General features: G+C 67.5%; 15 protein-coding genes. 8 read left to right on the top strand and 7 right to left on the bottom strand.

The features are described 5' to 3' along the window. Window positions 1-25: 25 nt before the first annotated feature. From hflK to P1U75_RS19930, 4 genes are all read left to right on the top strand, one after another. A complete protein-coding gene (gene hflK, locus P1U75_RS19945; RefSeq protein ID WP_300246541.1) occupies window positions 26-1,186 on the top strand; it encodes an FtsH protease activity modulator HflK in 1,161 nt (386 codons plus the stop codon). Continuing rightward, window positions 1,186-2,130, top strand: coding sequence for a protease modulator HflC (locus P1U75_RS19940; protein ID WP_300246539.1), 945 nt, complete (start codon window positions 1,186-1,188; stop codon window positions 2,128-2,130). Before hflK ends, P1U75_RS19940 begins: the two co-directional genes overlap by 1 nt. After that, window positions 2,130-2,324, top strand: coding sequence for a DUF2065 domain-containing protein (locus P1U75_RS19935; RefSeq protein ID WP_300246538.1), 195 nt, complete (start codon window positions 2,130-2,132; stop codon window positions 2,322-2,324). Before P1U75_RS19940 ends, P1U75_RS19935 begins: the two co-directional genes overlap by 1 nt. A gap of 252 nt (window positions 2,325-2,576) precedes the next feature. Then, window positions 2,577-3,998: a DegQ family serine endoprotease gene (locus tag P1U75_RS19930; protein WP_300246701.1), complete on the top strand. Its 1,422-nt coding sequence runs from the start codon at window positions 2,577-2,579 to the stop codon at window positions 3,996-3,998. A gap of 55 nt (window positions 3,999-4,053) precedes the next feature. Here P1U75_RS19930 and P1U75_RS19925 read toward each other — a convergent pair whose 3' ends face one another. Continuing rightward, entirely contained in the window at window positions 4,054-4,629 is a 576-nt protein-coding gene (locus tag P1U75_RS19925; RefSeq protein ID WP_300246536.1) for a LysR substrate-binding domain-containing protein, read from the bottom strand. A gap of 10 nt (window positions 4,630-4,639) precedes the next feature. On the opposite strand from P1U75_RS19925, the gene P1U75_RS19920 reads away from it, so the two are divergent. Then, window positions 4,640-5,185 carry a peroxidase-related enzyme gene (locus P1U75_RS19920; protein WP_300246534.1) on the top strand — a complete coding sequence of 182 codons (546 nt, stop codon included), beginning with the start codon at window positions 4,640-4,642 and terminating at the stop codon, window positions 5,183-5,185. A 255-nt stretch (window positions 5,186-5,440) separates the two neighbouring features. Here the strand turns inward: P1U75_RS19920 and P1U75_RS19915 are convergent, their stop codons facing one another. The 5 genes from P1U75_RS19915 to P1U75_RS19895 all read right to left on the bottom strand — a co-directional run bounded on the left by P1U75_RS19915 (window position 5,441) and on the right by P1U75_RS19895 (window position 9,824). Next, the gene (locus P1U75_RS19915) at window positions 5,441-6,118 is read right to left on the bottom strand and encodes a Crp/Fnr family transcriptional regulator (protein ID WP_300246532.1); all 678 of its coding nucleotides are present in this window, start codon (window positions 6,116-6,118) and stop codon (window positions 5,441-5,443) included. A gap of 81 nt (window positions 6,119-6,199) precedes the next feature. After that, a complete protein-coding gene (locus P1U75_RS19910; RefSeq protein ID WP_300246530.1) occupies window positions 6,200-6,811 on the bottom strand; it encodes an inner membrane-spanning protein YciB in 612 nt (203 codons plus the stop codon). A gap of 18 nt (window positions 6,812-6,829) precedes the next feature. Continuing rightward, window positions 6,830-7,732, bottom strand: coding sequence for an EamA family transporter (locus P1U75_RS19905; protein ID WP_300246528.1), 903 nt, complete (start codon window positions 7,730-7,732; stop codon window positions 6,830-6,832). A 55-nt stretch (window positions 7,733-7,787) separates the two neighbouring features. Further along, a complete protein-coding gene (gene ftsY, locus P1U75_RS19900; protein WP_300246526.1) occupies window positions 7,788-9,095 on the bottom strand; it encodes a signal recognition particle-docking protein FtsY in 1,308 nt (435 codons plus the stop codon). Window positions 9,096-9,170: 75 nt separating this feature from the next. Then, on the bottom strand, window positions 9,171-9,824 hold the full coding sequence (locus tag P1U75_RS19895) for a lysoplasmalogenase (RefSeq protein ID WP_300246524.1): 654 nt from the start codon (window positions 9,822-9,824) through the stop codon (window positions 9,171-9,173). Window positions 9,825-9,933: 109 nt separating this feature from the next. On the opposite strand from P1U75_RS19895, the gene P1U75_RS19890 reads away from it, so the two are divergent. From P1U75_RS19890 to P1U75_RS19880, 3 genes are all read left to right on the top strand, one after another. Beyond that, window positions 9,934-10,971 (top strand): alkane 1-monooxygenase, encoded by a 1,038-nt coding sequence (locus tag P1U75_RS19890; protein ID WP_300246522.1) that lies wholly within the window; start codon window positions 9,934-9,936, stop codon window positions 10,969-10,971. 43 nt (window positions 10,972-11,014) lie between these two features. Next, window positions 11,015-11,416, top strand: a complete 402-nt coding sequence (locus P1U75_RS19885) for a hypothetical protein (protein WP_300246520.1) — start codon at window positions 11,015-11,017, stop codon at window positions 11,414-11,416. A 156-nt stretch (window positions 11,417-11,572) separates the two neighbouring features. Further along, window positions 11,573-12,496, top strand: coding sequence for an HNH endonuclease (locus P1U75_RS19880; protein WP_300246519.1), 924 nt, complete (start codon window positions 11,573-11,575; stop codon window positions 12,494-12,496). Between the two features lie 138 nt (window positions 12,497-12,634). On the opposite strand, the gene P1U75_RS19875 is transcribed toward P1U75_RS19880, so the two are convergent. Next, window positions 12,635-13,510: exodeoxyribonuclease VII large subunit (locus P1U75_RS19875; RefSeq protein ID WP_300246517.1), on the bottom strand; the 876-nt coding region annotated here is incomplete at its 5' end.

Genomic DNA, 13,510 nt, shown 5'->3' with positions numbered 1-13,510 from the left:
GGCGGCGAAGAAGGGGATAAGATCTATGGCGGGCAACAGTGGCGGCCCCTGGGGGGGCGGAGGTTCGTCCGGGGGCGGAGGCAACCGGGGCAACAACGGCGGCGACAACGGCGGTGGCGGTGGCCGGCGCCCCGAGGGTGACGGGCCGCAGATTCCGGAAATCGACGAGTTGATGAAGAAGGGCCAGGAACAGCTGCGCGTGCTGATGGGCGGGCGCGGCGGCAAGGGCGGCGGTTCCGGCCGCGGCTCGGGCGGCGGCGGCCCGATGTTCACCCGCGGCACCATCGGTCTGGGCGTGGTCGCGGCGGCGGTCCTCTGGGGGATGGCGAGCTTTTACACCGTCAAGCCCGAAGAGCAGTCGGTCGAATTGTTTCTGGGCAAATTCTCGGGCATCGGTCAGCCGGGCCTGAACTTTGCGCCCTGGCCGGTGATCTCGGCCGAGGTCATCCCGGTCACCACCGAACAGCGCGAGGATATCGGCACCGGCCGTGGCCAGGATGCCGGGCTGATGCTGACCGGCGACGAGAACGTGGTCGACATCGATTTCCAGGTGGTCTGGAACATCAATGACCCGGCCGAGTTCCTGTTCAACCTGCGCGACGCGCGCTCGACCATCCGGGCGGTGTCGGAATCGGCCATGCGCGAGATCATCGCGCAAACCGAACTGGCACCGATCCTGAACCGGGACCGGGGCGTGATCGCCGACCGTCTGCTGGACTTGATCCAGTCGACGCTGGACAGCTATGACAGCGGCGTCAACATCGTCCGGGTGAACTTCGACAAGGCCGACCCGCCCGAGCAGGTGATCGACGCCTTCCGCGAGGTGCAGGCCGCAGAACAGGAACGCGACCGTCTGCAGAACGTCGCCGATGCCTATGCCAACCGGGTGCTGGCCGAGGCCCGCGGTGAGGCTGCGCAGATTCTGGAAGAGGCCGAAGGCTATCGCGCACAGGTGGTGAACGAGGCCGAGGGTGAGGCAAGCCGCTTTACCGCCGTGCTGACCGAATACGCCAAGGCCCCCGAGGTGACGCGCAAGCGGCTTTATCTCGAAACCATGGAACAGGTGCTGGGGGATATCGACAAGATCATCCTCGACGAGGGCGTCGGCGGTGCGGGGCAGGGCGTGGTGCCCTACCTGCCGCTGAACGAATTACGCCGCAGCACCGGCAGCCAGGAGAACAACTGATGCGGAAATCCACCCTTATCCTTCCGGTCGTGGTCGTTCTGGTCGCGGTGGTGATGTCTGCGATCTTCATCGTGGACGAACGCGAAAAGGCGCTGGTTCTCCAGTTCGGCCGCGTCGTCGCGGTCAAGGAGGACCCCGGCCTGGCGTTCAAGATCCCGCTGATTCAGCAGGTCGTGAAATATGACGACCGGATTCTCAGCCGCGACGTGCAGCCGCTCGAGGTCACGCCGCTCGATGATCGTCGGCTGGTGGTCGATGCCTTCGCGCGGTACCGCATCACCGATGTGAACCGCTTCCGCCAGGCCGTCGGCGCCGGCGGCATCACGGCGGCGGAAACCCGGCTCGATTCGATCCTGCGGTCGCAGACCCGCGAGATCCTCGGCTCGGTCAGCTCCAACGACATCCTCAGCTCCGACCGGGCCGCGCTGATGCTGCGGATCCGCGACGGCGCAATCGGTGAGGCGCGCTCGCTTGGCGTCACCATCATCGACGTGCGGTTGAAGTCCACCGAACTGCCGTCGCAGAACCTTGCGGCGACCTTCGACCGGATGCGGGCCGAGCGTGAACGCGAGGCAACCGACGAACGCGCCCGTGGTAACGAGGCCGCGCAGCGCGTGCGCGCCCAGGCCGACCGGACTGTGGTCGAACTGGTCTCGGATGCAAAGCGCGAGGCCGAGATCACCCGAGGCGAGGCCGATGCCCGGCGCAACGCGATCTTCGCCGAGGCCTTCGGGCGCGATCCGGAGTTCTTCGAGTTCTACCGCTCGCTTACCGCCTATAGCCGGTCGCTGAAGGGGGGCAACTCCACGATGGTGCTGTCACCGGACTCGGAGTTCTTCAACTATCTCAAGTCCGCCGAGGGCGCCGGGCGCAGCGCGCTGTCCTCGCAGCCGTCGCAGCAGACCCAGCGCACGCCGGGTCAGGCGCCCGCCGCGGCGGATTGATGGCAACCGTCTTTCTGGCCTTCGGGTTGGTTCTGATCGTGGAGGGGCTGGCCTGGGTGCTGGCCCCTTCGCTTGTCGAGCGGATGCTGGAGGCGCTGCGCGCGCTGCCAGAACCCGCCCGCCGGCAGATCGGCGCGCTCGGGCTGGTCATCGGTCTGATCCTGTTGTGGATCGCGCATCAGCTGGGGGCGTGACCCCGGCCTTGGGCGGCGCCCCGCCGTTTCCACGCCCGGCCCCATCAATTTTCATCGCACGGCTTTCACAACGACTTGATTGCATGCAACACTCGTTGCGGGCGCGGGCGGAGCACCTATGTGTTGTTCGTGGAATTCGGACTCCGTCGTTTCACGCAGGGTCCGGCGCTCAACCAGGCTTTGATAAGGAGGCAACCAGTGCAGCCACAGGCAATCACTAATCCGAACGGGCAGGCCGGCCCGGTCACCCGGATGCGGATGATCGGACTGACCGTTTTGACCATGATCCTCGTGCTGGCGCAGGTCGCGCTCGCCCAGGCCAAGCCAGAGAGCCTCGCGCCCCTGGCGGAAAAGATCAGCCCGGCGGTGGTCAACATCACCACCACAACGCTTGTCGAGGGCCGCACCGGCCCGCAGGGCATCGTTCCGAAGGGCTCGCCCTTCGAGGATTTCTTCAAGGAGTTCCAGGATCGCAACAAGGATCAGGATCGGCCGCGCCGCTCCTCGGCGCTGGGCTCGGGCTTCGTCATTTCCGAGGACGGCTACGTGGTCACCAACAACCACGTCATCGACGGCGCCGACGAGATCCAGATCGAGTTCTTCGACGGCGAGGAAATCAAGGCCGAGGTGGTGGGCACGGACCCCAACACCGACATTGCGCTGCTCAAGGTGAAAACGGACAAACCGCTTTCCTTCGTGCCCTTCGGCGACAGCGATACCGCCCGTGTCGGCGACTGGGTGATGGCCATGGGCAACCCGCTGGGCCAGGGCTTTTCCGCCTCGGTCGGCATTGTCTCGGCCCGCAACCGGGCGCTCAGCGGCACCTATGACGACTACATCCAGACCGACGCGGCGATCAACCGGGGCAACTCGGGCGGGCCGCTCTTTAACATGGACGGCGAGGTGATCGGCGTGAACACCGCGATCCTGTCGCCCAACGGCGGCTCCATCGGTATCGGCTTCTCGATGGCTTCCAACGTCGTCAGCAAGGTGGTCGATCAGCTGCGCGAATTCGGTGAAACCCGCCGTGGTTGGCTTGGCGTACGGATCCAGGATGTGACCGATGACGTGGCCGAGGCGATCGGCCTGGCCGAGGCCGAGGGCGCGCTGGTCACCGATGTGCCGGACGGACCCGCCAAGGAGGCAGGCCTGCTGTCGGGCGACGTGATCCTCAGCTTTGACGGCAAGGACGTGAAGGACACCCGCGGGCTGGTCAAGCAGGTCGGCAACACCACTGTCGGCAAGGCGGTGCGCGTGACCGTGTTCCGCGATGGTGCCACCAAGACCGTTCTGGTCACCCTGGGCCGCCGCGAAGAGGCCGAAAGCGCGGTGCCCGCCGCGATGGACGGCGAAGAGGCGCCCGCCCCAAGCAAGATGGAGGTCCTGGGCCTGACGCTGACCCCGCCGACCGACGAGATGCGCCAGGAACTGGGCATCGGCGATACCATGGACGGGCTTGTGGTCGTGGACGTCGACGAAGCCAGCCAGGCCTATGAAAAGGGGCTGCGCGCCGGCGACCTGATCACCGAGGCCGGTCAGCAGAAGGTCACCTCGGTCTCGGATCTGCAAGAGCGTGTCGATGCGGCCCGCGAGGCCGGGCGCAAATCGCTTCTGTTGCTGATCCGCCGGGCGGGCGAGCCGCGCTTCGTCGCACTGGGGCTGGAAGAAGACTGACGGCTTTTCCGCACTCAAGCGAAGGAAAAGGCCGGGCCGTTGCGCCCGGCCTTTTTCATGGCCGCGCGGGCGGGCGCAGCGCCGCCTCGAGCCGGGGCGCGGCAAAGTCGATGAAGGCGCGCAGTTTCTGCGGCACCAGCCCGTCGCCATAGACCAGGTTCACCGGCCAGGGCTCCGGTTCTTCGCCCTCCAGGACGATCTCCAGCCGCCCCTCGGCGACCGGGCGCGCCACCTGATAGGACAACACCCGCGTCAACCCCAGCCCGGCCGTGGCCGCCTCGATCGCCGTTTCGGCTGTATTGACGATCATCCGCGAATGCACCGGCACCGGGCGCCGGGCCTTGCCGGTGCCCAGCAGCCAGTGGTCGGCCGAGGTCACCTTTTCGAAGGTGATGCAATCATGCGCATCGAGGTCTTCGGCCACCTCCGGCCGCCCGCGCGTGGCCAGGTAATCGGGGCTGGCGCAGACGACCCGGCGTACCGATCCCAGGCGGCGCGCGCGCTGGCTGCTGTCGGGCAGAGGGCCGATGCGGATGGCCAGGTCGATATGCTCCTCCCGCAGGCTGATGGTGTGGTCGCTCTGTTCCAGCCGCAGATCGACCTCCGGGTAGGATTGCAGGAACGCGGTCACAACGGGCAGAATGTGCAGCCGCCCGAAGACGATCGACGCCGCCCCCGAGGCCTCCCAGCCGTTGCTGGCAGCGGTCGAGCAACAGCTCGGCACCGTGCCCAACCTGTTCCGGCTCGCCGCGGTCAGCCCGGCCGCACTCGAAGGGTATCTCGGCCTGTCCGGGGCGCTGGGCAAGGGCCGTTTGCCCGCCGCGACCCGCGAACGCGTCGCGCTGGCCGTGGCCGAATTCAACCGCTGCGGCTATTGCCTGTCGGCGCATACCTATCTCGGCACCAACCTGGCCAAGCTTTCGGCCGAGGAGATCGCCCGGAACCGCGCCGGACGGTCCTCGGACGCCAAGGCCGACGCCGCCGTGCGCTTTGCCGTCAAGGTGGCCGAGGCCCGGGGCCGGGTCAGCGACGAGGATCTGACGAGCGTGCGCGCCGCCGGCTACGAGGACGCCCAGATCATCGAGATCGTCCAGCATGTCGCGCTGAACATCTGGACCAACTATCTCAACGAGATGGCCCGGACCGAGATCGACGTTCCGGTCGTGACGCCCGGCGTTGCCGTCTGATCCTGCCCGGTTGTCCCGACCACCGGCCCCAAAAAAACGAGCCATGCGCTGGGGGGACACATGGCTCGCAAGAATGGCCGGAAAAATGGGCGGCCGACCAATTAAAACGAAGGGCGCCGGAGATCCAGACAAGGGGACAGAGGCATCCGGCGATCAAGCCCTTCGCTGATCAGATTCGCCGATTTAAGCCTCGGCGTATGTAAAGCAGATTACAGATACATCATTTGCGCGCCGCGCCTTTGTCGGCGCGGCGGGTCAGATCGCCTCGATGTCCGCGAGAGCCTGAAGCGCCGCACGGTCGTGGATCGTCACGCCGCCGCGCCCGGTTTCGACCACGCCGGTTTCGCGCCAGACCGACAGGGTTTTCGAGACCGCCTCGCGGGTGGCGCCGACGAACTCGGCCAGTTCCGCCTGCGACAGGCCCACGGCGCCGCCGGCGGTGCTGCCGGTGACCCCCTCCAGATACAGCAACCGCCGCGCCAGACGGGTCGAGAGCGGCAGGAACACCTGCTCGTTCAACTGTCGTCCCATCCAGCGCATCCGCTGTCCGGCTAGCCGGATCAGGTCGTCGGCCAGGTCGGGGGGATGATGGATCCGCGCAAGCACATCCGCGTGGCGCACCCGCAGCAGCCGGGCCGGGGTCAGCGCCGTCACCGTCGCGGTGTGCGGGCCGGGATCGAACAGGCTGATCTCTCCAAAGATCGCGCCCGGCCCCATCAGGTCGAGCGACAGCTTGCGGCCATTCGCGGACAGGACCGAGAACTCCATCTGGCCCTCCTGGATGGCGAACAGTGAATCCCCCTCGGAGCCCTGGTCGAACAGCACCTCGCCCGCCACCAGCGCGACCGGTACCGCCTGCGCGGCCAGAATCTGTTTCAACTCGTCGGAGGCAGCCGAAAGAAAGCTGTTTCCGGGAATGGATAATGGGTTCATGCGGTCTCCTTTCCGGGGGCAGGCCGGAGTACGATCATGCAGCGCGGCACGGGGGAAACATCATCCGGTCGGTCTCCGGGCTCACAGGTCGCTGTCGCCCGGCTCGATCAGGTATTTCTGCAGTCCCATCACCTGCCACCACAGGAACAGGAACAGCGCGACGGGAAAGCCGAAGGTCTCGATCTTGACCCAGAGGTCGGTGGACAGGGTGCGCCAGACCAGTTCGTTGGCCACGGCCAGAACCGCAAACCCCAGGCACAGCCGCCGGGTCAGGATCATCCAGCCGATCTCTTTCATCGGCAGCATGTCGGCCATCACGAAGGCGAGGTATGACCGCCCCTGCATCAGACCCAGCCCCAGCAGCCCCGAGAACACGCCGTAGACGATGGTGGTCTTCATCTTGAAGAAGCGTTCGTCGTTGAACCAGGCGGTCAGCCCGCCGAAGAAGATCACGATGAAGGCGGTGAAGATCTGCAACCGGCTGAGCTGCCCGGTCAGCCGCCACAGGATTGCCATCGCGGCCAGCATCAGCGGCACGAACAACACGGTGGCGACGATGAAGCCGGAATACTCGGTGCCAGCGATGTCGAAGTTCTGATCGCGCAGTTTCAGGTAGAGCACGAAAAAGGCCACGGGCGGGCCGAGTTCCAGCACCTGCCGCAGGATCGGGTTGACGTGTTTCTTCTGGCTCATGGTCCTCTGTCCGCTGTCTCAGCCGCCCATCTCAACTATCACCGCCCCCAGCGCGATCAACCCCATAAGGGCGATGCGTCGCGGTCCCACTGTCTCCTTCAGCACGAGCCAGCCGATCAGCGCGGCGAACACGGTCGAGGTTTCGCGCAGCACCGCCGCTTCGCCCACCTTGTCCAGCCGGGTGGCCAGCATGATCGCGCCGAAGCTGAAAAACGCAACCAGTCCTCCCGAGACGCCGCGCAGGATCAGCGGCCCGGCGGCCGGACGGTCGACCATGCTGCGTAGCCGCAGCCCGGCCAGAACCGGAAAGGCCACCCCGTCGATCATGAAGAACCAGGCGAGAAAGGTGAACGGGTCCGCCGCCGCCCGGATGCCATAGGCGTCATAGGTGGTGTAAAGCGCCACGAAGAGCCCGGAGGCAAAGGCCAGCGCCAGCGCCGGCACCAGCGTGTCGCGCGCTTTGGTCAGGAACACCAGGTTGTACAAGGCGAGGCCGAAAATCCCCGAAAGCAGCACCGCCACCCCCAGCCATTGCACCGGCGTGAAGACCTCTCCGAAGATCAGCCATGCGCCGAATACCGCGAACAGCGGCCCGGTGCCGCGCACCACCGGGTAGACCACGGTATAGGCCCCCTTGGAATAGGCCTGCGCCTGCAACAGCTTGTAGACGATGTGGATCACCCAGGCCCCGGCGAAGATCGACCACATCTGCGGATCGGGCCAGGGCACCACGAACAGCGCGAAGGGCGCCGCCATCAGCGCGTAGGAGCCATCGATCGCGCCCCGGCTGATCCAGGGGTCGTGCCGGCCCTTTTGCAGCGCGCCGAAGACCGCGTGCAGAACGGCCGCAAGAATCGCCAGCGCCAGGGCGAGTTGGTGGCCCGCGTCGGTGCCTTCGAGGGAGATCAGCCAGTCGCTCACATGTCGCGCCCTTGCGGTCGGGAAATCGGGAATGGGGGCGGGGAGGGCGCCGGGCTTAGCTGTCCAGCCCGGTCAGGGCGGCGGCGAAATCGGCCGGGTCGAAGGGGGCGAGATCGTCGATCTGTTCGCCGACGCCGATGGCATGGATCGGCAGCCCGAATTTGTCGGCCAGCGCCACCAGCACGCCGCCCTTTGCGGTGCCGTCAAGCTTGGTCATCACCAGTCCAGAGACGTCGGAGATCTTCTTGAAGATCTCCACCTGGCTCAGCGCGTTCTGGCCGGTGGTGGCGTCGAGCACCAGCAGCGTGGTGTGCGGCGCGGTCTCGTCCTTCTTGCGGATCACGCGGACGATCTTGGCCAGCTCCTCCATCAGGTCGGCGCGGTTCTGCAGCCGCCCGGCGGTGTCGATCATCAGCAGGTCGGCGCCATCTTCCTGTGCTTTGGTCATGGCGTCGAAGGCGAGAGAGGCAGGGTCGGAGCCCTCGGGCGCGGTCAGCACCGGCACCCCGGCGCGGTCGCCCCAGACCTGCAACTGTTCGACGGCGGCGGCGCGAAAGGTATCGCCGGCGGCGATCACCACGGTCTTGCCGGCCGCCTTGAACTGGCTGGCCAGCTTGCCGATGGTGGTGGTCTTGCCGGAGCCGTTAACGCCGACCACCAGCACCACCTGCGGCCGCTTTGGATAAAGCGGCAGCGGTTTGGCGACCGGGTCCATGATGCGGGTGATCTCAGCCGCCAGCAGGCGCTTGATCTCCTCGGTTGAGAGCTTCTTGCCGAACCGCCCCTCGGCCAGGTTGGCGGTGACCCGCAGCGCGGTGTCGACGCCCATGTCGGCGCTGATTAAAAGCTCTTCGATCTGTTCCAGCATGTCGTCGTCGAGCACCCGGCGGGTGACGGTACGCGGCGCCTGCCGGCCCAGAATTCGCCCCAGCAGGCCGGGATTGCCGCCGGGGATCTCCGCCGGCACGTCGAGGCCCGGCATCTCGACCGGCGGGCTTTGCGGCGCGGGGTCGGCAGGCATCGGCTGGCCCGGCTCGCTGGGGCGCGGCCGTTCCGGGACCGGTTGCGGCGCGGGGCCCGGTTCCGGCGCGCGCCGGGGTTCGGGCGTGACCGGCTGAGGCTCGGGGGTCGGCACCGTCTCCGGTTCCGGCACCTGTTCCGGCTCCGGCGCGGGCGTCGGTTCGGGGTCAGGGGCGGGCTCGGCCGGGGCCGGTGGCACCTCCTGCGGCTGCGGTTCGGTTTCGGGTTGGTCCGCGGCCAGTTCCTCGACCTCGCCACCGTCCCCGACGATCGCATCGAGCCCTTGTTCGAGCTTGGAGGACGACCGGAACAGCCGTTGTTTGAGTTTCGAGAATAACGCCATGGCAATCTCCGCGTGGTCTCCTTTCCACCTAATGCGGATCGCGGGCGGTTGCAAAGGCCGCGCGCGCAGGTCCGTCTAAGGGATCGGTGCGGTGAAGGCGGCGAGAAACCCCGCCTGCGCCCCCCAGTAGAGCGGCCAGACCGCGTAGGGCGTCAGCCGCAACAGCCGGTGGCCGGGGCGGAACAGGAACACCTCCCACGCCAGGATCAGGTCGGAGGCGATGAAGCAGGTCGCCGCGACGGGCGCGAGCGCCAGCGCGCCGACCGGCGGCAGGGTCAGCGCGCAAGCCCCCATGCCGAGGATGATCGGGATGTAGAGCAGGACGGGGATCCGAAGCACCCCGGCGCGCGGGGCGAGCCGCGCGGCCATCGCTGCACCCAGAAGGGTCAGCCCAACCAATGCCGCCAAACGCCATCCGCTGACCAGCAGGCCCGGATCGGACGGTTCGCGGGTCAGGAACAGCGCCACATAGGCCAGATGTCCGGCGGCAAAAGCGCCGACCCCGGCCATGAAGGCGCGTTCGCCCGGGCGCGACAGGCACAGATCGCCCAAAGCGCAGAGCGTCAGCGCGAGGGTCAGCAGCATGGGCGCCTGCGCCTGCCAGGCCGCCAGCGCCAACAGGGCCACGGCGGCGGTCTTGACGAGGCTGCGCAGCGGGCCGGGATTGCGGCCCACCAGCGGCAGGTAGGCCAGCGCGCAGGCCAGCGCGGCGAGGGAAAGGGCGGTCATGCGCGGGTCTCCGGATGTTGTGGCCTGCGCAGAATGGCCGAATTGACAGCGGCGCGCCAGCGGCGGAAGCTGCCCGCGCCGCCCTCATGGCGGATCGGAAAGGAGCCCGATGCTTCGCTTTGTCCTCGCCAGCCTGACGCCGGCCGCGCTTTTGCTCGCGGCCTGCCTCCAGGGCGGGCCGTGGCCGGTTCTGGCGCTGGGCTACATGACCGTTTTCGTGGCAGTGGCCGACCGGCTGGGGCCGGAGGCGATGCCGCAGATCGAGGGCGCGGAGGCGGCGGCCAACCGGCTTTCGGTGGCGCTGGGCGGGGCGCATTTCGTCCTGCTGCCGCTGGGCGTCTGGGCCATCGCCGCCGGGCCGGTGCTCGACGGTGCGGGCCGGGTGCTGACCGGGCTGGCGCTGGGGCTGTTCCTTGGCCAGATCTCGCACCCCAACGCGCATGAGCTGATCCACCGCCCGGCGCGCGGGCTGCGGCGGCTGGGGGTTGCGGTCTATGTGACGCTGCTATTCGGGCATCATGCCTCGGCACATCCCAAGGTGCACCATGTGCATGTCGCCACCGACCGCGATCCCAATTCCGCGCGGCTGGGCGAGGGGGTGTACCGGTTTTTCCTGCGCGCCTGGATCGGCTCGTTCCGCGCCGGGCTCGCGGCCGAAACCGCCGCACGGGCGCGCCGTGCGGGCGGGGCGCGCGGGCTGCATCCTTACGCGATCTACCTGGGCGGGGCGGCGGCGACCATTGCGATGGCGGGGCTGCTGGCGGGGGGACGCGGCGTGGCGGTGCTGCTGGGGCTCTGCGCCTATGCGCAGGCGCAGCTTCTGCTGGCGGACTACGTGCAGCACTATGGCCTGCGCCGCGCCCTGGATGGCGCGGGCAAACCGGAACCCGCCGGAGCGCAGCATTCGTGGAACGCGGGCCATTGGCTGTCCTCCTCGATGATGCTGAACGCGCCGCGCCATTCCGACCACCACCAGACCCCGGGCCGGGCCTTTCCCGCGCTGCGGCTGGAGCCGGACCGGATGCCGATGCTGCCCCGTTCGATGCCGGTGATGGCGGTGATCGCGCTGATCCCGCCGCTCTGGCGCCGGGTCATGGACCGGCGCGCGCGGGCCTGGGGCGTGGACAATTCAGCGCCGGGGGAATGAGCGGTGATTGGCAAGCGGCCCGGCGATCTGCCAAACTCCCTCCATGCGCCTCGTTCACCTGATTCTGTCCCTTCCGCTGCTGCTAGCGACGCCGCCGGTTTCCGCCCAGAGCCTTACGGCCGAGGCCTTTGATACCTATACAAGGGGCAAGACCCTGTTCTATGGCTTCGACGGCACCGCCTACGGGGTGGAGCGCTACCTTGAGGGGCGCCGGGTGATCTGGTCGTTCCTTGACGGCGATTGCAAGAAGGGCGTCTGGTACGAGGAACAGGGCCAGATCTGTTTTCTCTACGAGGACCGGCTCGACCCGCAGTGCTGGACCTTCACGCGCGGGCCCAACGGGCTGGTCGCGCGGTTCGAGAACGACCCCGAGGCGACCGAGCTTTACGAGGCCGAGGACATGGACGAGGAGATGGTCTGCTACGGCCCCGACGTGGGGGTCTAGGCGGGCGCGGGAGTGGGGGCGCTGCCCGGCCCGGCCATTCGTTGTCTGTCGCCGCCGACCCCTGTTGTTGCGACAGTCGCGCAGCGGAAATCGTTGAAAGCTCGCGCATGGCGGGAAAGTACTTGCACTTCTGCAATTCAACGCTTTCCTGGAGGCATGGTTAAGCTTGTCCTCCTGCATAAGGCCGACTCGATCTACGAGGATGAGCCTGACGTCGTTTACGATTTCCCGCGACCCTATCTGAAGGCGGTGAAAGAGGCTGTCGGCGACTGGGTGATTTACTACGAACCCGTCAAGGCTGGTCCGCGGGGGTATTTTGCGGTGGCCAAGGTTGCGAAAGTGATCCCCAAACCAGGTGTCGAAGGGCGGTTCCTCGCCTTGATCGAACCCGGAAGTTACTTGCCTTTAGATAACGAGGTGCCACGGCTGATCGCTGGCAGTCCACTGGAAGCGGCGTTGACCGAACCGGACGGGTCTTCCAAGAAAGGGGGCGCGGTTCAGTCGGCTGTGCGAAGATTGCCAGAGGTCGATTTCGCGCGGATCGTCAATCTTGGCCTTCCGCAAGACCTTGAGCAGATCGAGGCACGGCGCTACGGCCCTCAGATGGCGGAGTTGGCACAGGGCGCGGAGGTGTTCGAGCGACCGGTGGTAGAGCGGCTAACACGGCGACCCTACCGGGAGGTCGCGTTCCGCCGAAAGGTCCGAGAGGCTTATGGTTATCGCTGCGCCATGTCAGGCTTGATGCTGCGCAACGGTGGTGGCCGGCCTGAGGTGCAGGCGGCACATATTCGACCCGTGGAGAGCAGAGGGAGCGATTCGGTCCGGAACGGGCTGGCGTTGTCGGGCACGCTGCATTGGATGTTTGATCGAGGGCTGATCTCAGTGGCCGATGACTGCGAGACGATCTTGGTCTCTCGCAACAAGGTGCCGGGAGACGTGGTGGAGCGCTTACTGGCGCCGGATGGAAGGTTGCTGAAGCCCGATGACCCGAGGAATGCGCCGCACCCAGAGAACCTGCGGTGGCATCGCGAAAATATCTTCGGGCAGTCGGTCATGGACGACCCGGCGCCTTGGCAGTGACGGCTAAGCTGCGAACTGCGAATTAAGCAGCGATTGCAAATGTACTGGGGGCGCTGCCCCCGCCGCGGCGATGCCGCGCCTCCCCCGGAGTATTGTCGGCCAGAAAAAGGGCGCGGGCACCCGTGCCGGAGCAGCGTTTCAGAACAGCGAGCCTTGCTCCGGCGGCGGCTTGGGTTTCGCGGCCTTGCGAGGCGTGCCGGGAGCGGGGGGCGCGCCGGGGGCGTCCTTGGGAACGACGGTGATCTCTCCGTCGCGGAATTCGATCGTCAGCGTGGGGGGGGTGCGGGCTGTCGCCGCCGAAGTGATGACCTCCTCCCCGCTGCGGACCACCGCATAGCCGCGTTCCAGCGTCGCCTTGTAGGAGAGCGAGGACAGCAGGCGGGCGCGCGCGTCCAGCTGCTGGCGCAGCCGGTCGAGCCTGCGACCGTGGGTGGCCGCAAGCCGGTCGGACAGGGTTGCGACGCGCTCGCTCCGTCTGTCGATCTCGCGCCGGATCGGCCTCAGGGTGAGCCGGGTGGAGAGGTTGGAGAGCAGGTCGCGCCGGGTTGTGACCAGCCCGCGCAGCGCCGAGGGGCGCAGGCCGCCGGCCACTTCCGACAGGGTGACGCGCCGCTGTTGGACCCCGCCGCGCAGCGCCTGCGGCAGTTTCTCGGCGATCCAGTCGAGCCGCTGGCGCGGGCCGTCGAGCAGGGTGTCGCCACGTGGCAGGGCGCGAGAGAGATCGCCCAGCCGCTGCCGGCGTTGGCTGAGGCCCGTGGTCGCCGCGCGCGACAGCCGCGCGCCCATGGTTTCGCTCCAGGCCATCAGTTCCAGCCGCACCGGCACCGCAAGTTCGGCCGCCGCCGTGGGGGTGGGCGCGCGTTTGTCCGAAACGAAATCGATCAGCGTGGTGTCGGTCTCGTGCCCCACGGCGGAGATCAGCGGGATCTGCGAGGCGGCGGCGGCGCGCGCCACGATTTCCTCGTTGAAGCCCCAGAGATCCTCGACCGAGCCGCCGCCGCGCGCGACGTTGTT

It is taken from the genome of Antarcticimicrobium sp. (genome assembly GCF_029212575.1).
Classification (GTDB): Bacteria; Pseudomonadota; Alphaproteobacteria; order Rhodobacterales; family Rhodobacteraceae; genus Antarcticimicrobium.
Note: the sequence above shows the minus strand (reverse complement) of the source record. Positions and strands in the feature narration are given on the sequence as shown.

Coding starts and splice junctions, on each gene's coding strand:
- P1U75_RS19885 (WP_300246520.1), top strand. CDS start 11,015: ATGCGCCTCGTTCACCTGATTCTGTCCCTTCCGCTGCTGCTAGCGACG.
- P1U75_RS19935 (WP_300246538.1), top strand. CDS start 2,130: ATGGCAACCGTCTTTCTGGCCTTCGGGTTGGTTCTGATCGTGGAGGGG.
- P1U75_RS19915 (WP_300246532.1), bottom strand. CDS start 6,118: ATGAACCCATTATCCATTCCCGGAAACAGCTTTCTTTCGGCTGCCTCC.
- hflK (WP_300246541.1), top strand. CDS start 26: ATGGCGGGCAACAGTGGCGGCCCCTGGGGGGGCGGAGGTTCGTCCGGG.
- P1U75_RS19930 (WP_300246701.1), top strand. CDS start 2,577: ATGCGGATGATCGGACTGACCGTTTTGACCATGATCCTCGTGCTGGCG.
- P1U75_RS19940 (WP_300246539.1), top strand. CDS start 1,186: ATGCGGAAATCCACCCTTATCCTTCCGGTCGTGGTCGTTCTGGTCGCG.
- P1U75_RS19890 (WP_300246522.1), top strand. CDS start 9,934: ATGCTTCGCTTTGTCCTCGCCAGCCTGACGCCGGCCGCGCTTTTGCTC.
- P1U75_RS19880 (WP_300246519.1), top strand. CDS start 11,573: ATGGTTAAGCTTGTCCTCCTGCATAAGGCCGACTCGATCTACGAGGAT.
- ftsY (WP_300246526.1), bottom strand. CDS start 9,095: ATGGCGTTATTCTCGAAACTCAAACAACGGCTGTTCCGGTCGTCCTCC.
- P1U75_RS19895 (WP_300246524.1), bottom strand. CDS start 9,824: ATGACCGCCCTTTCCCTCGCCGCGCTGGCCTGCGCGCTGGCCTACCTG.
- P1U75_RS19920 (WP_300246534.1), top strand. CDS start 4,640: ATGTGCAGCCGCCCGAAGACGATCGACGCCGCCCCCGAGGCCTCCCAG.
- P1U75_RS19910 (WP_300246530.1), bottom strand. CDS start 6,811: ATGAGCCAGAAGAAACACGTCAACCCGATCCTGCGGCAGGTGCTGGAA.